Origin of the sequence: Microbacterium fluminis, assembly GCF_051549805.1 — a bacterium.
Taxonomy (GTDB): domain Bacteria; phylum Actinomycetota; class Actinomycetes; order Actinomycetales; family Microbacteriaceae; genus Microbacterium.
The window spans coordinates 1,301,274-1,318,473 of the sequence record NZ_CP196042.1 but is presented as its reverse complement, the minus strand read 5'-3'; the positions used below and the strand labels follow the sequence as shown (position 1 = coordinate 1,318,473).

The window sequence follows — 17,200 nt, the reverse complement described above, 5'->3', positions numbered from 1 at the left end:
CGGTCCTTTCAGGGCCGGTTGATGATGTGCTGGGCGATCGTCGTCGCGTCTTTCCAGACCCCTGTGATGGTGTCGGCGCCGCGGCCGCCGTACTGCGGCATTCCCGCCACGAACAACCCGGGAAGCCCGGTCATGGTGCGCCGGGGCCGCTCGGTGCGGGCCGTTTCCGGCAGCCAGCCTTCACCCGGGTCGTATCCGGTGGCGAGGATCACCGACCCCGGCGACATTTGAGCACCATCAGCGAACGTCACCGTGGCGCCATCCGCAGTAGCCACCGCGGGTGCGATCGTGACTCCCGCGTGCCGCAGCTTCTCGTAGCTGTCGCCGAACACCGGCTCAGGGCGTCTCTCGCGCGAGAGTAAGGACACTCTTTCGCCGGCCGCGGTGGGGTAGCTCATCGCGCGGCGGTGTCGCCGCGGAGTGCGGGTGGACAGGGTAACGGCGTGCGATGCGGACAGTTCTCGAGCCAGCTGCACACCACTGTTCCCTCCGCCGACGACGAGGACGTCCCCGGCAGGAATCTGCCCCGGGTACAGGCACTTGCTGCTGTGCAGCACGACACCCGGCACACGCAGCCAACTCGCCCACTCCGGCAGTCGAGGATGCGCGGCCGCGCCGGTCGCGCACACCACATTGCGGGTCTGCACCTCACCCGCCGTCGTCGACAGCAGCAGAGTCGAGCCGTTCCCACGATGCTCCACCCCGGTGACTCGGACATCCCAGACGGTCTCCACGCCAAGCCCGGCTTCCACATACGTGAGGTAGTCGACCATCTCGTCCGCCCGTGGATGTCGGCGCTGATCACCCAGCAGGCGGCGCGGAGGCAACGCGCTGTGCCGGGCGTCGCTGAGCAGCTCCATCGAATGCCACCGCGACACCCAGGAACGCTGCCCTGGTGCGGCCGCGTCGATCACCACGAACTCGTGCTGTGGCCGGAGCCCTTCCGCGCTCAACGCCGCCGCGACCGCCAGCCCGGCCTGGCCGGCCCCGACGATGATCACCCGTCGATGTGACAACCGGGCCCGCATCACTGGCCACCGCTCACCGCGGTCTGGATGGCGTTCTCAAGGTCATCCCACTCCTGCAGCTGCGCGAGCTCCCCGTCGACGAAGAACGTCGGTGTGCTGCTCACCCCGAGAGTGCGACCCTCTTCAAAGTCCAGATCGACACGCTCAGTCGTTGACGGGTCCGCCACCGCGGCGTCGTAGGCGACCATGTCCAGGCCGAGTTCCTCCGCGAAGCCGCGGAACAAGTCGGCACGAGACTCCTGCGCCTCACCCCACTCCGCCTGTGTCTCGAACAACCGGTGATACATGTCCTCGAACCGGTCCTGCTGCGCGGCCGCTTCCGCCGCGATCGCGGCGTTCTTCGAATTGAAATGACCCGGAAGCGGAAAATAGCGGACCACATAGGTGATCTCCCCGGCGAACTGCTCCCGCAGATCCTCCACGATCGGGTAGAAGGACCCACAAGCCTCGCACTCGAAATCCAGGAACTCCACCACCGTGACCGCGCCCTCACCTCCGTCGTCGAGGACGTGCGAGTTCTCCCGCACCAGCTGTGCCGACGATGAGCCGTCCCCGGACGAGGGCAAAGCGGCCTGGCTCTGATTGACAAGGACATAAATTGACGCGGCCACAACCAGCACCACCACGACGGCAATGGTGACGAGAGTCGCCTTTACAGGGGTTTTCATCGGGTACTCCAAACCAAGACACGGCACAGGACAACACCCGGGCACACAGCCCAGGACGAAGCGCCACCCCACGGGGTGGCGTGCCAGATGTCAGGTTCGGGAAAGACCCAGCTGCGTCAACGAGAACACGATCGGATGCGCCTGCGCGGCCGAAGCGGGAATGAGCGATGGCGTCCGGGGCGATGCACCAAGAACAGGTGGCATCCGCCGACGCCACAGTCTCCGCAGCGCCACCATGAACGTGAGGCCGCACAGCACACCGAACACACACAACGCCGCACCAACCAGCGCGTTCGACCCCGACCAGGAGCCATCAGCGACTGCCTCACGCGCGGCCGCGGCATCCGCTACTGGCTCCACATGCGGGTCCATCAGCCCGGACACCACAAGCGGAACGGGTGCCGATCCAGCCAGCTCTGTATGGGCTGTTGCCGCTAGTCCGAGCATCAGCAGCAACGCCAAACCGACGCTAGTAATGAGCCTCATTATCAACAACTGCTCATTCAGCGTCACGGATTGTGCGTTCCGGGCCGAAGAGACCATCTCTAATAGCCTACAGCGCTCACCCAAACGCATTCAGGACGCCGAAGGCGTCGCGGGAAACGAGGATGCATGGGTGTCCCGGAGGCTGTGAGTGCTGACGAGAAACTCATCCACGTTCGGGAGTTGCGCGCGTACATTTCGGTTCGCGTCGGCGCTGATCGCATCGAGCTGTTCACGGGATGCGCTGGCATCCACGGTGAGTATCGCGTCTCCCTCGAGACGATGCCCGTTCCAGCGCAGTCGGATCCGGTCTACCCGGTCGATGCCGTCGACGTGGTCAAGCGCGTGCGCGACCCGATCGACCAGTTCGGGTTCCACGCCGTCGAGCAGGCGGCGGCCGACGCTGCGAACCGTGCCGATGAGAAGGACGAAGATCGCGGCGGAGATGATCAACCCGACGATCGGATCCGCCAGCGGAAAGCCCAGCAGCACACCAACCCCGCCGGCAACAACCGCCAGTGAGGTGAATCCATCGGTGCGAGCGTGGATGCCGTCCGCAACCAGGGCGGCCGAGCCGATGCGCTGACCCACGCGGATCCGGTACACGGCGACGATCTCGTTGCCCAGGAACCCGATCACTCCCGCGGCGATCACCCAGCCGATGTTGGTGAGCGGCTGCGGGTGAAGGATGCGGTCGACGGATTGCCAGGCGGCGACGATCGCGGACAGAGCGACCACAAACACGATGAACAGTCCGGCAAGGTCTTCCGCGCGGCCCAGCCCGTAGGTGTAACGGCGGGACGCGGCGCGGCGGCCGAGGATGAATGCCACCCACAGGGGAACGGCGGTGAGCGCATCGGAGAAGTTGTGGATGGTGTCCGCGAGCAGCGCCACGGAACCGCTGAAGAAGACGACCGCCGCCTGCAGGACGGTTGTTGCCAGCAGAATGAGGAGGCTGATCTTCAACGCGCGGATGCCGGAACTGTTTGCCTCCATCGCATCGTCGATGGAGTCTGCGGCGTCGTGCGAATGCGGCACGATCAGCCCGTACACGAACCCCTTGAACCCGGTCGGGTGATGGTGATCGCCACCGTGGTCGTGCTCGTCGTGCGTGTGGTCATGCCGGTGGGTGCCGTCGTGCTCGTAGCGGGTGGTCATTCGCTGACTCGGTCTGCATGGTGGTGACGCGGGGTGCCACCGAGGGAGTGCTCTGCCTGGAAGATGGCGTCGGCGACCAGGCGGGAGGCGTGCTCGTTCTCCAGGCGGTAGAACACCTTCTGACCTTCCTGCCGGGTAGCAACGATGCGGGCCAGCCGCAGCTTCGCCAGATGCTGCGACACCCCAGCTGGTGACTTGTCGACCGCCTCCGCAATGCTGTTCACCGACAGTTCCTGCGCATCTTGGAGGGCGAGGATGATACGCACTCGAGTGGCGTCCGCCAGCATCCCGAACACCTCCACGGCGAGCTCCACATAGGAACTGTCTGGACGATACCCGCATGATTGCTTATCTACGCTCATGCGCAGATATTACTCGATGGTAGAGGTTTGACGGATTCCTACAGCTCGCGCAGTGAGAATATGCGACCCATAGAGCCGGCTACATACCATAGGGGGGTATGGTATGTGTGTGAACGGTTACGACAGCAACAAGGACGATCTCCAGCAGCGACTGCGACGTATTGAAGGTCAGGTGCGCGGTATCGCGCGGATGGTCGATGAGGACAAGTACTGCATCGACATCCTCACGCAGGTGTCCGCCGCGACAAGGGCGCTGGAAACGGTCGCGCTGTCCTTGCTAGGCGATCACCTGCGCCACTGCGTCGCGGAGGCATCCGCTGAGGGCGGTCAGGTCGCTGCGGAAAAGATCCGTGAAGCCAACGACGCCATCGCGCGTCTCGTCCGCTCCTGAACACCCACCCACCAGCCGCTGGAGGACACGCACCATGACTGATCGCATCGACCTTGGCCTGAAAGACGCCACCACCGCGGGTTGTTCCTGCTGCGCTGTACCGGCGTCCGCTGCCGACACCCCTGTCGCTGCGGCCTCGGTCGTGACGGAAGAGGTGCTGGTGTCGGGGATGACGTGCGCGCACTGCGTGTCCAGCGTCACCGAGGAACTGGGGGGCATTGAGGGAATGCAGACCGTCTCCGTTGACCTGCACCCCGGCGGCGCCTCCCGCGTCACTATCAATAGCTCGGTCCCGATCAGCAGCTCTGCGGTGAAAGCAGCCGTGGAAGAGGCCGGATACACCCTGGCCGACACCTCGGTCTAACACTTCGACGCCACGCAACGAGGGAGGCTCTGATGAGCCAGCACGATCACTCCCACCACCCCGTCGACCACAGCGACCACGCCGGCGCGACCGCCACGGCGCACGACCACGCGGCAAGGGGCAACACTGGTCACGGCGATGGCCAGGCGCCGGCAGCGGGACATTCCGATCAGGGGCATGCCGACCATGGTGGTCACGGAGGTCACGTGGCCCGGTTCCGGCGGCTGTTCTGGATCATGCTGATCCTCGCCGTCCCGGTCGTCGGGCTCTCGATGATGTTCTCGATGCTGATCGGCTACCCGCTGCCCGATGCCGCATGGGTCGGGTGGGTCTCCCCGGTGCTGGGAACGATGATGTACGTGTGGGGTGGTGCCCCGTTCCTGACCGGTGCAGTCAGTGAGCTCCGCGCCCGCAAGCCCGGGATGATGCTGCTGATCGCCCTGGCGATCACGGTCGCGTTCGTCGCGTCCTGGGGTGCGAGTCTGGGCGTGCTGGATCACGAGCTGGACTTCTGGTGGGAGCTGGCGCTGCTGATCGTCATCATGCTCCTGGGTCACTGGATCGAGATGCGCTCCCTCGCCCAAACCACCTCCGCCCTGGACTCCCTCGCGGCGCTCCTCCCGGACGAGGCCGAGAAGGTCGACGGGGACACCACCGTGACGGTCGCTCCCGCTGACTTGGTTGTTGGTGACATGGTGGTGGTCCGCCCGGGTGGGCGGGTGCCGGCGGATGGTCGGATCGTGCAGGGCTCGGCCAGCATGGACGAGTCGATGATCACCGGCGAGTCCCGTCCGGTGCATCGCAGCGACGGGGATCCGGTGATTGCCGGGACCGTGGCCACCGACTCCGGGGTACGGGTGCAGATCACCGCGGTCGGTGCCGACACCGCCCTCGCCGGGATCCAGAAGCTGGTCACCGAAGCGCAAAACTCCTCCTCCCGTGCGCAACGTCTCGCGGACCGCGCCGCCGGTTGGCTATTCTGGTTCGCGCTCGGCGCGGCCGCGACCACCGCGATCGCCTGGACGCTGCTGGGCTTTCCCGATGATGCTGTCGTTCGCACCATCACGGTGCTCGTGATCGCGTGCCCGCACGCCCTCGGTTTGGCGATCCCGCTGGTGGTGTCCATCGCAACCGAACGCGCCGCCAAAGCAGGTGTGCTCGTGAAAGACCGGCTGGCGTTGGAGAGCATGCGCACCGTGGACACGGTCCTGTTCGACAAGACCGGCACCCTCACCGAGGGCACCCCCGCCGTCACCGCCATCGAACCTATCGACGGCACCAACCCCGACGAGCTCCTCGCCCTGGCGGCCGCCGCCGAGACGGACTCCGAGCACCCCCTGGCCCGGGCGATCGTGAACGCTGCGAAAGAGCGCCAACTCACCATTCCGCGCGCCAGCGACTTCGCGTCCTCACCCGCAGTCGGTGTCCGGGCGCTGGTCGACGCGCGCACCGTGCAGGTCGGTGGCCCGTACCTCCTCGAGCAAGACGGGGCGAGCGAGCTGCCGGTCGCCGACGAGTGGCGGGAACAGGGCGCGATTATCCTGCATGTCCTGATCGACGGAAGGGTGGCGGGCGCGTTGCGGCTTGCCGACGAGATCCGCCCCGAATCCCGAGAGGCCGTGACCGCGTTGCAGAAGCGCGGTGTGCAGGTGGTCATGATCACAGGTGACGCGGAAGCTGTCGCCGCGTCCGTGGCTACCGAGCTCGGCATCGACCGGTACTTCGCCGGGGTTCGCCCCGAAGACAAAGCCTCCAAGGTGAAGCAGCTGCAGGGCGAAGGCCGGAAGGTTGCGATGGTCGGTGACGGGGTGAACGATGCTCCCGCCCTCGCCCAGGCTGACGTCGGTATCGCGATTGGCGCGGGCACCGATGTCGCGATTGCTTCTGCGGGGGTGATCCTTGCCAGCGATGACCCCCGGTCGGTGGTGTCGGTGATCGAACTCTCCCGAGCCAGCTACCGGAAGATGACCCAGAACCTGTGGTGGGCAGCCGGTTACAACCTGATCTCAGTGCCTTTGGCGGCGGGGGTGCTCGCGCCGATCGGGTTCGTGCTGCCGATGTCGGTGGGGGCGATCCTGATGTCGCTGTCCACCATCGTGGTCGCGTTGAACGCCCAGCTGCTGCGGCGACTGGACCTCAGCCCGGACGCCGTCATCCACCCCTGAGCGGGACGGCGTAGCGTGGAAGGACGAGGGAGGTGACATGTCGCTAATCGAACTGATGGAACGCCTGCGAGCCGACCGCTCTATGGCCCGCACGCTGCTGCTGCTGATCGCACTCACCGGCGCGGTCATCGTCGGCCTGCTGGCCATGCATTCCCTCAACACCCACACCACCGCGGAAACCGGCCACCAAGCCACCATGGCAGCTGACCCTTCCGCAATGGGCACCGAGTCCCACGCTGGGGCGACCGCCGCAGTGGATGACGGGTGCGTTGACTGTGGGTCGGACCACTCGAGCATGCTCGCCATGGCGTGCGTCCTCGCGCTGCTGGCGACGGTTCTGCTCCTGGCCCGCCCCGCCGCGGTCCGCCACTGGCTCGCGTCTCTTCCCCGACCGGGACCGCCCGCAGTCTCACCCCCAGCGATCCCGGGTCTTCGCCCTCCTTCTCTCACTGCTCTCTGTATCAGCCGTACGTGACGCGTCCGAGCCTCGGCACACCCCTGCCGCAGGCTCGATCCTTCGCACGCCGGGTCTACCTGACTCGGCGCACCTTTCACGTACCCCTTTTTTGGAGAACCCTGATGAGAATTCGTACCGCGGCGACCGCCGCACTGGCTCTGGCCACCGCCCTCACCCTCGCCGGCTGCGCCAGTAACACCGCTGGTTCCGGCTCGATGCCGGGCATGGATCACGGCAGCAGCAGCGCCTCACCGTCCGTGGTGATGGCGGACTTCAACGAAGCGGATGTGATGTTCGCGCAGATGATGATCCCGCACCACCAGCAGGCCGTCGAGATGGCCGACATGATCCTCGCCAAAGACGGCATCGACGCCGGCGTCCTCGCCGTTGCAGAGCAGATCAAAGCCGCCCAACAGCCCGAGATCGAGCAGCTGCAGGGATGGCTGCAAGAGTGGGGCGCCGATAACGGCACCGGCTCGATGGGCGGTATGGATCACAGTGACGGGATGATGAGCGACGAGGACATGCAAACTCTCGACGCCGCCACCGGCACCGAGGCGTCTCGCCTGTTCCTCGAGCAGATGACGATGCACCACGAGGGCGCCATCACCATGGCGCAGGACGAGGTCGATAACGGCCAGAACGCGGACGCGATCGGAATGGCGCAGACCATCATCGACACGCAGACCGCGGAGATCGCCACTATGCAGGAGCTTCTCGCACAGCTCTAACGGACCAGTGTGAGGGACGCCGGCAATCGACGTCCCTCACACTGCACGCCCGTCTCGACGGGCGCTCGACCCTCAGAGCGTTGGCCCGTCCGCAGCTGCATACTCAAGCAGGTGAGGACGCTAGTCTGGCGTCGGTCCCGGGTAGCGTCGAACGCATGACCATCAAGACGTACGTCGCGGTTTTGCACGAAGGGCCCGTTCCCACATCCGCCGGGGAGCCCGTCGTCTGTCCCCTCCAACCCGACGGCAGCCCGAAGAGCGTCCTGGATCACCACGGCGTGATCTTTCGCCTGATGGAACAGCAGACATCCTTCGGATTCTTTGATTATCAGCGCGACTCGCAAGCCAGCTAGCTCGCATTCGATCCGATCCCCTGACGATGTCCCGACTCACCGACAGAATGCGCGTATGACCACAACCACCGAGACGACCGCGCAGGCTATCCCCGCGCTGACCGCGGCGGCACACCAGACGCGCGTGATCGGGGCTGGCGTCGCGCACGACCATCAGAACCCGGTCGGTTCTCAACGAGTCACGATCAGCGACGTTGAGGTGCACGCGTGACAGTCGAGCGCTGCGACGTCGCCTACTCGTGGAAGCTACCGGACGGGTTGCCTGATGTTGTCGGGACGGAGGCCCAGCAGCGCCGACTGGTGGTATCTCCGCGAGTCCTACGAGTGGAACATTGGGCTACGCATGACTCGCCTGGGGCGCTGCACGTGTTCATCGACGGCACGCGGGTGCGCGTCGATGGAACACTCGGCGGCGACAAGGGACTCGGGTTCAGCGACGAGCCCGACAGGTGGGGCGAACTCATACGCCACACAGATGAGCTTCCCGAGTGGACCCGCCCCTACCTTGATGCTGCACGCGCCTGGGAAACAGCGCGCGGCAACTCACGACCACCCCGACTACGCCTGATCTGACGAGTTTGTCTGACGGCCGCAATCCGTGATCCACACCGGTACGCAGACGGCGGCTCTGCGTGTCATTGCATTTAGTGCAGTTGGGAAATCGGCTAGTGCAACGAAAAGGCCTTTAGTGCAACGAGAACGCGTTCCCAACAACGACCAGGTGTCGGGAACGCGGTGAGGTGACACTAGGTGTCGCTCAAATCGGGCTGATTCGGGCCGGGCAGGTCATCTTTGCCGTGACACTTTCCGCTGGAGTTTCTACGAAGGCCTCGGTTGCGGCTTTCCACAAGGAAGTCACTTTTTTCAGGCTGGGGGAGTGTTCCCGCCCCTCGCGATCTCGGCGACGTATCTTTGGACGAGGTCGGTCGCACGATCCATGATGCTCTCCACGAAGGAAGCGCCGATTAGGGTCGGGGAGGGTTCCGCGACGATGCGATGGTAACGATGGAGCGGGTTAGCGCAAGTCGTGAACACGTTTTCGTCGATGACTCCCCACTCGCCGTGCACGTTGCTGCTAGCTGGCGCGAATACGAACCTGTAGTCCGACTCCATCCCGACCGCTTGGGACATCCGACGTGTGTCGACCCCTGAGAATGAGCCGCCGAGGTTGACAGATTGAAACTCTTCATAGATGTCTCGGTTGACGACGGCCTCGAGGTAATCGCGGTACTGCAGGAGGTCCTCCGGTGGGGTGTCCAGACTGTCGATGTGCTCCTCGACGTGGAGTTTCAACAGCTTGATCTTGCCTGCGCCGTAGGTCTTGAACTTGGCATAGAGCGGTTCATCGCCCTCCGTGTGGAGGAGGTAGCGGAACACGATCTCCGTTTCCAGTAGGGCTCGGAGTATTGGCGCTCCGTGCTCCATCGTCCACATCGGCGGAGTCTGAGTGAACGACAGCACGTACCGGACTGCGCGTCCCACCAGGCCCGTGAGGACCTCAAAGCGGTCAGGGTCGTAGAGATCCGGCGACGTTGTCGTTGCGGCTTCGAAGTACGTGTCCCAGAGTTGCTGGGCACGGCTCTGCAGATCGCGCAGGTAGTCGTGGAGTGTGGGTGCGTCTGTTGTGGCGGCGGGGGTCACCTCGGTCTCGGCGGCATCGTGGGCGTCCGGCCACTCGCACTCGAACAGGCGCCAGTTGGAACGCCAGAAAGCGCGCGGCCAATCTGTCGACGCTTTCGGGGCAATAGCGTTAAACATCGCCCGGAGACTCGATTCGACCCGGGCGGTCTCATCGTCATTCGTGTCGAATGGGTACCGCGGGAGAAGCTCGAGGAAACCAATGTTTTCGCCGAAGTGAACGCGGCCTGCCTGCATGAGTTGGCGAATGGTCAACGCCTTCGACCATGTCGCAAGTGATGCTCGGCCATCCAGCGCAGCAGCGACGATGGGTCGGAGCCAGTCCTCGGCGGTCGACGCGTCCGCAACCAGCCCACGCTCGATCCAGGGCGCAACCAACCACGCCCCGGGTGCACCTTCATACAGCGCCAGTGTGTGTGCGAGCTCCTCAGGAATGAAGTCTTCGTAGGTGCCTGTCGCGTCGAGCCTCCCGAGCAGAGCGGAACGCGCAGGTTCGGGCAGCTGCTCGAAAGAGGAGAGCGTCCCATCGAGTACCCACTCGGACGGCATCTGCGTCACGTGCTCGGCGATGGAGACGGAAGCCAGATCGAGCTGAACCGCTGTCGTTAGTACACGCTGCTTACCGCCGTGAAGCTGGGCTGCGACCCACAGGTAGTCCGGGAGGCTGTCACGCGCCCAGTTCACAAACACGAAGGGTGCCGACCCCATCGCCAGCATGGGGGGAAGGAGTTCACGCCCAACCCGCTTGTGGTCGGAGATCGATGACGACGACCGTCGCGGTTTGCGAGCTGATTTCTTCCGTTTGTTGGACACTCAAGTACTGTGGTGGAAATCGCGGCACAGCGCTAACCCCGTGGGTCGAGTTCACTCGGCATCCTGTACTCTGCCCGAGGGTCGGGGGCCTTCTCTGAAGTAGGCAGCGCCAACAAGCGACTGGTCTCATGGGTCAAGCGGTTCGGCAGCGTGGCGGTGACGGGCGTTCTCGTGGAATCGGCGCCGCTGCGCAGAGTGCAGCCGATCTGACACGCCAGCTTCTACCCAGCGGAGGGGCATCTTTGGGTGTCTGCGCTGTATTGGATGGTCAAACCAGTCGCAGGTCATCACGACGGCGGGCGTCAATGATGGTCGACACCACAGATACCGGCCACACACGGCCGAGGTCGGACGCGGAGTCGGTGCGTCCGGAGTACACCCCAACGAGTCGCCACGGGAACGGTTCCGGGTTCGCGGTGCTCTCACCGGACGACCAAGGGACGATGCATGGCGACCCCGACTGGCCCTCCCGCGTGCGCGCGTCGATGAGGAAACACGGGTCCCCCTCGAAGCCCGCCCAGGGCTCAGAAGCCACGGAACCTCGCACCCAGATTGCCGATCTGGCACCCGCGCTCAGTCCAAAAGGAAAGCCCACGACGCTGACGTCCCGCGTTGGCTCGAAATCGGACACAGGCAGGCTGTGGGCCATCGAATACGGGGAAAGTGCTATGCGGGGCTGAGTCGATTCGCTCTTGTCGAGATCCGTAAGAGGTAAAGCTATTACGTCAAACTTGCGTCCGAACTGAGGATGGACGAGCCAAAGCGCTCGGTCGTCGTCGTCGTAGAGGGATAGATTTACCGTCCGGGTGCCAATCAGTGCCAATTCTTCCTCGCCCAATGGCACGCCGGCGGTGGGGAAGGTGGCTTTCAGGTAGTGCGGCAAGGCCGGTAGCCCGAGATAGTGGTCGGTCGTGCGGTGTCGGCCCGTCACGATGTGGCCGTTGGTGACGAGATACATCTCGCCTCCGTGATCGACTACGAACGCAGTGCCTCCGATCACGCACTTGTCTGTTCCTCCGGGGAGGGTTCGAATAGCGCTGATCTGGACCGACATGAATGAAGGTATGGCCATCCACGAATGATGCCAGGGTTGCTGCGGGTGACGACCTTCTACTTCGATCCGTATTCGCAAGCCGCGAAGAGAGGTTCGTAATCGACGACGGCCTCACACCGGGCCAACTTACTTATCCTCCATCCCCGCCGTCGCCGCCGCGATGGTGCCCTTCGCGGGCACGAAGCTGGGCGCGACACCCAGGACTCGAGTCCCCGAGGGGGCCACATCGGCAGCGAGTGACTTGGTGAGCACGAGGCGCCGCGCCAAGTGCAACGAGAACCCGTTCCCCACACGCACGGATGTCGGGAACGCCGTGGCCTGACACTGGATGTCAGGCAGGCTAGTCAGATCACGGAGCTCTTACTCCAGATCCGACTGTGGTCGGAATCGCCTGCCACCATTGGGAGACTGACCTTCGTAGTCTGTTGCGGTGTGCGCCGCGCAGACTTGTGCATTCGGCTTGCCACAGAGTCGGTTGATGACGAAGATGACCGTTGGTTCGTCAATGGCCGGGAGTGGTCCAGGCATCGGCACCTCTTGTGTCGGTCTCGGACGCCGTGAAGGCGCATCCACTTCGGATGATAGGCGGGGGTAGGCCGCTGACGTGTGGTGCACTTCTCGATACGGTCGAGGAAGACCTCTCCCGACGGCACACCAAGGAGCGCACGAATGGCGAACGACCTCCCCGACCTCGCGGACACAATAGAGGTCGCCGCGACGACGCGTCCGGACTACGACATGGCAATAGCTCGCGAAGTCGCCGAGATATTCGTGCACATGCTGGGCGACGGGCGTTCCGTCATCGACCCGACGGCCGTCATCTGGACTGCCGAGGCGGCCGAGGAACTGCGCCGCAGAATCGAGGACAACCCCATCCTCGGCACCGATGCCGGGCAGTGGGACAAGCTCGAGTATCAGCTCGCCGGCGCCTCTCGCGAGGTCGTGCTGCTGGCAGCCGAGCTCGTCTTCCTCCGCGAGCAGCCGGTCTTCAACGCGGCGCCGGCCACGCGGCGCGAACACCTCACGCGGGTGCTCAAGATGAGCGAGCCCGTGGCGTCAGTACCCGAGTGGATGAGCGCCTGCCTTGACCGTCCGACCGAGCAAGCCGGGTTTAAGGGCGGGCAGGGATACAACGGTCGTCTGTGTGAATCGGCCTGACTTTCGTTCCTATCGGGAGCCTTGTCCGGCAGGTGCCGGTTGGGCTGATTCCAGGTCAGCGTAGTATGCGTTCTCGACCTCGATCGGGGTGCGCATGTCGAGCTCGCCGTGGAGGCGCTGGTTGTTCCACCACCACACCCACTCGAGCGTCGCGAGTTCGACCTGCTCGACGGTCCGCCACGGTCCGCGCTGACGGATCAGCTCGGTCTTGTAGAGGTTGTTGACCGCCTCTGCCATCGCGTTATCAAACGAGTCGCCGACGGTCCCCGTGGAGGGGACCGCGCCGAGCTCGACGATCCGCTCCGTGTAGACCATCGCGGTGTAGTTCGACCCATGGTCAGCGTGATGGATGAGCCCGTCGAGCCGTCCGCCGACGCCCCAGGCGGCCATGTCGAGCGCCTGCATCGGCAGGATCTCGGCGCGCAGCGTGGATGCGACGTTCCAGCCGACGATCCGCCTCGAGTAGACGTCGGTGACGAACGCGACGTACGCGAAACCGGACCAGGTGGCGACATACGTCACGTCACACACCCAGAGCCGTCGCGGCGCCGGCGCGGTGAAGCGACGGTTGACCAGGTCGCTCGGCAGCGCCACGGTCTTGTCGGAGCGCGTGGTGAATACCCGCTTCGACTTCCGGACGCCGCGGACCCCAGCGAGCCGCATGAGGCGTTCGGTCTGGTCGCGGCCGATGTCCCAGCCTTGCCGGCGCATCAGCGCATGCATCTTCCGGCGGCCGTAGACGCCGTAGTTCTCGGCGTGCAGCCTCGCGACCTCCGGGACCAGCAGCTCATCCTTCAACTGCCGCGCGGACGGCGCACGGCCGATGGCGGCGCGGTAGCCGCGGGAGGTGAGGAAGCCCTGCACTGCCGGTCGCAGGACACGGCAGATGAGCTCGACCCCGAAACGATCCCGGTGCTCATTGATGAACCGGATCATCTCGGTCAGGGGCGGTCGAGCTCCTTCGCGAAAAACACGCTCGCAGCCTTGAGGATCTCATTCGCCTTCCGCAGCTCGGCGTTCTCCTTCTCGAGCTGCTTGATCCGCTGCGCGGCCTCGGTCGTGACCCCAGGCTTGCCGCCGGCGTCGACCTCGTAGCGGCGCTGCCAGAGCCGCAGCGTCTCCGGGCTCATGCCCAGCAACCCCGCGACGTGACGGACCGCGCTCATCATGTTCGGGTGCGACGGCCGCGTCTCCGCGAGCATCCGCAGCGCGCGCTCACACATCTCCGGCGAATACTTCCTGTTCATCGAGTTCCATCCTTGCTTGAAGAACGGAACGAAAGTCAGGCCGATTCAGTGGCTGCATCTCATCTGGGCGGCCACGTTCGTCCGGGAATGGCGGGGGCGGTCCGAAGAGGAACGGTCGTCCGCCAAGTCTGACCCGTGGCGGATGCAGCAGATCATGATCGATGCCGGAGACAGCGCGCCTGACTTCCGAAATGCTATGCAATTCCTGGTTTTTCCGGCTGCTTTCGATCCGATCTCGTCGACGAACATGAAGACGCGGATCCGATCAGCGCTGGCTGACCGGATCGGAGGGTCGTCGGGGAATGACGCGCTCTCACTGGATCGAGACCTGGTCTCGATCCGCGCCAAGCTCGCGAGTGAGATCGACGGCACATTCAACTTCTGGTCACCCGGTGTGCACCAACTCTGGGACACCGCAGCCGCATCGAAGCCGCCGGTCGTCGATGAGCCCCGACCTCGGCACTACTGGCTCCTCTCCCCGGGGGCGCAGGCCTCAGGATGGGATGAGTTCCAGGTCGAGGGCATCATGGCGATCGGTTGGACCGAAATCGGTGACCTCTCGCAATACGCCGATCGGGAAGCGATCCGGGCCGATCTTGCCGAGGCATCCGGCTCCACGTCGTCGATGAAGAACGATGTGCTGTGTCTCTGGCAGTTCCAGAACGAGATCGCCGTCGGCGATATCGTCTACGCCAAGCGCGGACGCAAGGAGATCATCGGTCGTGGCGAAGTCGTCTCGGAGGCGCGATTTGAGCCGGACCGTGATCCTTGGCGACACGTCCGCTCTGTGAAATGGACGCACGTCGGTGAGTGGGAGCATCCAGGCGATGCGGTGCTGAAGACGCTCACTGACATAACTCCCTACCGCGATTATGTGGGCAAGCTCGAAGCGCTGTTCGCCGAGGACGATGTGGATGTCGCTGTAACCGAGGAACTCGTCGCCCCGGCCCCGCCTTACGACCGCGCTGCCTTCCTCAACGAGGTCTACCTCGATACGGCCGCGTACGACCGGCTGCGCGCACTCCTGCTGCGCAAGAAGAACGTCATCCTCGCGGGCCCTCCCGGCGTGGGAAAGACGTACGCAGCCCGGCGTCTCGCGTACTCGATCATGGGCGCGAAGGATCGCACGCGCGTGCAGATGGTGCAGTTCCATCAGAGCTACTCATACGAGGACTTCATGATGGGCTACCGGCCCACCGAGGCAGGCGGCTTCACCCTCGCCGAGGGGCCGTTCTACCGATTCTGCGAAGAGGCGCGGAAGGATGACGCGAGCAAGCCCTACTTCTTCGTGATAGACGAGATCAACCGCGGCAACATCTCGAAGCTCTTCGGCGAGCTGCTGATGCTTATCGAGGCCGACAAGCGCGGACAGGAGCTTCGTCTGCTCTACAAGAACGAGACGTTCACCGTGCCTCCGAACGTGCACATCATCGGCATGATGAACACGGCCGACCGCAGCCTCGCCGTGCTCGACTACGCGCTGCGTCGCCGGTTCGGCTTCTTCAGCATGACCCCGGGCTTCGACTCGGCGGGCTTCACGGCCTGGCAGCAGGCGGAGGAGAATTCCGCCCTCGACGCCCTCGTCTCGACGATCATCGACCTCAACCGCGCGATCGCAGACGATCCCGCACTCGGCGCCGGCTTCGCGATCGGCCACAGCTACCTCTCGCCTCCGGCGGATGACGACGCCGACGAGGACTGGCTGCGATCGATCGTCGAAGACGAACTCGTGCCCCTGCTCGAGGAGTACTGGTTCGATGAGCCGGAGACGGCGCGCACGTGGGCGATCAGGCTGCGGGCCGCCGCCGCATGATCGATCGCAGCATTGCCATTCGCAACGTGTACGTGATGCTCGCGTATGCGTTTCGCGCGCTGCGCAGCACTGGCACGGCCCGGATCACGGCCGAGGAGTTCGACCACCTGCACGACCTGCTCGCCGAGATCCTCGCCGTCGGCGTCGGATCGCAGGTGAAGCGTGGCCTGCATCGCGACTACGTCGCCCGCAGCGAAGAGCTCGCGACCGTGCGCGGGCGCATCGACGTCACGCGCAGCGTCGGGGCACGCACGCTGACACGCGGGCGCCTGATCTGCGACTTCGACGAGTACGAGGTCGACACCCCGCACAATCAAGCGCTCAAGTCGGTGATCATCCTTCTCCTGCGCCACGGTGAGGTGAAGGAGCCGCGCCGCGACGCGCTCCGGCGCGTGCTTCCGTATCTCGACGAGGTGACACTCATCTCTCCGCGGTCGATCCGGTGGGATGCGTTGACCTACCATCGCTCGAACGCGTCGTATCGGCTGCTGCTCGGGGTCTGCGAGCTCATCGTCCGGGGGCTCCTTCCCACCGAGGACACCGGCGCGGCTCGGCTGTCGGAGTGGATGTCGGATGATGCGATGAGCAGGCTCTACGAGCGTTTTCTCCGGCAGTACTACGCGTTTCATCACCCCGAGCTGTCTCCGGGAGCACCAACCATCGCGTGGGATCTCGATTCTCCGAGCCTCTTCAGCGGTCATCTGCCCGCGATGCAGACTGATGTGACCCTGCGACGCGGCGGACGCACGCTCATCGTCGATGCGAAGTACTACAAGCAGAACCTCCAGGAGGGCCGATTCGGCACGCAGACCGTCGACTCGGCGAATCTGTACCAGATGCTCGCGTACGTGAAGAACGAGGACACGGCTCACGACGGCAGCGTCGCCGGGCTCCTCCTCTACGCGCAGACGGATGCGGACACGCAACCCGATCTCGACGTGGTCATCCAGGGCAACCGGATCGGCGCGCAGACGCTCGACCTCAACCAGCCCTGGGCGTCGATCGCAGCGCGTCTCGAAGAGGTGCTCGACTGGCTCGACCCCATGCCGAAGGCGGTCGCATCCTGAACCGAGGCGGATCCAGATCGTGCGCGCAGTTTGGGTGCCTTTGCTGACGTCGCGGGCCGAGGCGCCCGGCGCGCCGCTTGCCAGTCTGCCGATTGCAGGTGACGCCTGCCTCCTTACGAGCCCGCGACGCTGCGTGCCTGGTGCTGATGCTCTCGCTGGGGACGCGTAGCGGGCGCAGCCGCATCGATGGTAGATCGAACGCGGTGGTGTCGCACTACTACCCAGTCACGGCGTGACTCGCGTGCTCAAT

At 64.7% G+C, this 17,200-nt stretch carries 18 protein-coding genes; 10 read left to right on the top strand and 8 right to left on the bottom strand.

Going from position 1 to position 17,200, the window contains the following annotated elements; translation table 11 throughout:
• Positions 1–8: 8 nt before the first annotated feature.
• The 5 genes from ACSJDX_RS06225 to ACSJDX_RS06205 all read right to left on the bottom strand — a co-directional run bounded on the left by ACSJDX_RS06225 (position 9) and on the right by ACSJDX_RS06205 (position 3,699).
• A complete protein-coding gene (locus tag ACSJDX_RS06225; RefSeq protein ID WP_438354675.1) occupies positions 9–1,001 on the bottom strand; it encodes a flavin-containing monooxygenase in 993 nt (330 codons plus the stop codon).
• A 26-nt stretch (positions 1,002–1,027) separates the two neighbouring features.
• Positions 1,028–1,696: a DsbA family protein gene (locus tag ACSJDX_RS06220; protein ID WP_438354674.1), complete on the bottom strand. Its 669-nt coding sequence runs from the start codon at positions 1,694–1,696 to the stop codon at positions 1,028–1,030.
• Positions 1,697–1,786: 90 nt separating this feature from the next.
• Positions 1,787–2,209, bottom strand: coding sequence for a hypothetical protein (locus ACSJDX_RS06215; protein ID WP_438354673.1), 423 nt, complete (start codon positions 2,207–2,209; stop codon positions 1,787–1,789).
• Between the two features lie 63 nt (positions 2,210–2,272).
• Positions 2,273–3,337: a cation diffusion facilitator family transporter gene (locus ACSJDX_RS06210; protein ID WP_438354672.1), complete on the bottom strand. Its 1,065-nt coding sequence runs from the start codon at positions 3,335–3,337 to the stop codon at positions 2,273–2,275.
• On the bottom strand, positions 3,334–3,699 hold the full coding sequence (locus ACSJDX_RS06205) for an ArsR/SmtB family transcription factor (protein WP_438354671.1): 366 nt from the start codon (positions 3,697–3,699) through the stop codon (positions 3,334–3,336). The genes ACSJDX_RS06210 and ACSJDX_RS06205 overlap by 4 nt, the downstream gene beginning before the upstream one ends.
• 109 nt (positions 3,700–3,808) lie before the next feature.
• Between ACSJDX_RS06205 and ACSJDX_RS06200 the strand changes: the two genes are divergently transcribed.
• The 7 genes from ACSJDX_RS06200 (at position 3,809) to ACSJDX_RS06170 (ending at position 8,371) form a co-directional block, all read left to right on the top strand.
• Entirely contained in the window at positions 3,809–4,090 is a 282-nt protein-coding gene (locus ACSJDX_RS06200; RefSeq protein ID WP_438354670.1) for a metal-sensitive transcriptional regulator, read from the top strand.
• Positions 4,091–4,124: 34 nt separating this feature from the next.
• Positions 4,125–4,454: a heavy-metal-associated domain-containing protein gene (locus tag ACSJDX_RS06195; protein WP_438354669.1), complete on the top strand. Its 330-nt coding sequence runs from the start codon at positions 4,125–4,127 to the stop codon at positions 4,452–4,454.
• Between the two features lie 32 nt (positions 4,455–4,486).
• Positions 4,487–6,619, top strand: coding sequence for a heavy metal translocating P-type ATPase (locus tag ACSJDX_RS06190; protein WP_438354668.1), 2,133 nt, complete (start codon positions 4,487–4,489; stop codon positions 6,617–6,619).
• Between the two features lie 37 nt (positions 6,620–6,656).
• Positions 6,657–7,094: a DUF6153 family protein gene (locus ACSJDX_RS06185; RefSeq protein WP_438354667.1), complete on the top strand. Its 438-nt coding sequence runs from the start codon at positions 6,657–6,659 to the stop codon at positions 7,092–7,094.
• A 104-nt stretch (positions 7,095–7,198) separates the two neighbouring features.
• Positions 7,199–7,807, top strand: a complete 609-nt coding sequence (locus ACSJDX_RS06180; protein WP_438354666.1) for a DUF305 domain-containing protein — start codon at positions 7,199–7,201, stop codon at positions 7,805–7,807.
• A 155-nt stretch (positions 7,808–7,962) separates the two neighbouring features.
• Complete coding sequence (locus ACSJDX_RS06175; RefSeq protein WP_438354665.1) at positions 7,963–8,160, top strand: hypothetical protein; 198 nt, start codon at positions 7,963–7,965, stop codon at positions 8,158–8,160.
• Positions 8,161–8,215: 55 nt separating this feature from the next.
• Positions 8,216–8,371 carry a hypothetical protein gene (locus tag ACSJDX_RS06170; protein WP_438354664.1) on the top strand — a complete coding sequence of 52 codons (156 nt, stop codon included), beginning with the start codon at positions 8,216–8,218 and terminating at the stop codon, positions 8,369–8,371.
• A 653-nt stretch (positions 8,372–9,024) separates the two neighbouring features.
• Here the strand turns inward: ACSJDX_RS06170 and ACSJDX_RS06165 are convergent.
• Both ACSJDX_RS06165 and ACSJDX_RS06160 read right to left on the bottom strand, forming a co-directional pair.
• Positions 9,025–10,515 carry a DUF5677 domain-containing protein gene (locus ACSJDX_RS06165; protein WP_438354663.1) on the bottom strand — a complete coding sequence of 497 codons (1,491 nt, stop codon included), beginning with the start codon at positions 10,513–10,515 and terminating at the stop codon, positions 9,025–9,027.
• Between the two features lie 364 nt (positions 10,516–10,879).
• Complete coding sequence (locus tag ACSJDX_RS06160; protein WP_438354662.1) at positions 10,880–11,569, bottom strand: hypothetical protein; 690 nt, start codon at positions 11,567–11,569, stop codon at positions 10,880–10,882.
• Between the two features lie 765 nt (positions 11,570–12,334).
• On the opposite strand from ACSJDX_RS06160, the gene ACSJDX_RS06155 reads away from it, so the two are divergent.
• Entirely contained in the window at positions 12,335–12,823 is a 489-nt protein-coding gene (locus ACSJDX_RS06155) for a hypothetical protein (RefSeq protein ID WP_438354661.1), read from the top strand.
• A gap of 9 nt (positions 12,824–12,832) precedes the next feature.
• Here the strand turns inward: ACSJDX_RS06155 and ACSJDX_RS06150 are convergent.
• A protein-coding gene (locus tag ACSJDX_RS06150) for an IS3 family transposase (RefSeq protein ID WP_438354240.1) occupies positions 12,833–14,070 on the bottom strand; the annotation gives its coding sequence in 2 pieces (ribosomal slippage) (positions 12,833–13,791 and positions 13,791–14,070; 1,239 coding nt in all).
• A 16-nt stretch (positions 14,071–14,086) separates the two neighbouring features.
• On the opposite strand from ACSJDX_RS06150, the gene ACSJDX_RS06145 reads away from it, so the two are divergent.
• Both ACSJDX_RS06145 and mcrC read left to right on the top strand, forming a co-directional pair.
• Positions 14,087–15,883, top strand: a complete 1,797-nt coding sequence (locus ACSJDX_RS06145; RefSeq protein WP_438354660.1) for an AAA family ATPase — start codon at positions 14,087–14,089, stop codon at positions 15,881–15,883.
• A complete protein-coding gene (gene mcrC, locus ACSJDX_RS06140; RefSeq protein WP_438354659.1) occupies positions 15,850–16,950 on the top strand; it encodes a 5-methylcytosine-specific restriction endonuclease system specificity protein McrC in 1,101 nt (366 codons plus the stop codon). The genes ACSJDX_RS06145 and mcrC overlap by 34 nt, the downstream gene beginning before the upstream one ends.
• The last annotated feature ends 250 nt before the right edge of the window (positions 16,951–17,200 follow it).

Coding starts and splice junctions, on each gene's coding strand:
- ACSJDX_RS06220 (WP_438354674.1), bottom strand. CDS start 1,696: ATGAAAACCCCTGTAAAGGCGACTCTCGTCACCATTGCCGTCGTGGTG.
- ACSJDX_RS06210 (WP_438354672.1), bottom strand. CDS start 3,337: ATGACCACCCGCTACGAGCACGACGGCACCCACCGGCATGACCACACG.
- ACSJDX_RS06205 (WP_438354671.1), bottom strand. CDS start 3,699: ATGAGCGTAGATAAGCAATCATGCGGGTATCGTCCAGACAGTTCCTAT.
- ACSJDX_RS06195 (WP_438354669.1), top strand. CDS start 4,125: ATGACTGATCGCATCGACCTTGGCCTGAAAGACGCCACCACCGCGGGT.
- ACSJDX_RS06190 (WP_438354668.1), top strand. CDS start 4,487: ATGAGCCAGCACGATCACTCCCACCACCCCGTCGACCACAGCGACCAC.
- ACSJDX_RS06185 (WP_438354667.1), top strand. CDS start 6,657: ATGTCGCTAATCGAACTGATGGAACGCCTGCGAGCCGACCGCTCTATG.
- ACSJDX_RS06180 (WP_438354666.1), top strand. CDS start 7,199: ATGAGAATTCGTACCGCGGCGACCGCCGCACTGGCTCTGGCCACCGCC.
- ACSJDX_RS06175 (WP_438354665.1), top strand. CDS start 7,963: ATGACCATCAAGACGTACGTCGCGGTTTTGCACGAAGGGCCCGTTCCC.
- ACSJDX_RS06170 (WP_438354664.1), top strand. CDS start 8,216: ATGACCACAACCACCGAGACGACCGCGCAGGCTATCCCCGCGCTGACC.
- ACSJDX_RS06165 (WP_438354663.1), bottom strand. CDS start 10,515: ATGCTGGCGATGGGGTCGGCACCCTTCGTGTTTGTGAACTGGGCGCGT.
- ACSJDX_RS06160 (WP_438354662.1), bottom strand. CDS start 11,569: ATGTATCTCGTCACCAACGGCCACATCGTGACGGGCCGACACCGCACG.
- ACSJDX_RS06155 (WP_438354661.1), top strand. CDS start 12,335: ATGGCGAACGACCTCCCCGACCTCGCGGACACAATAGAGGTCGCCGCG.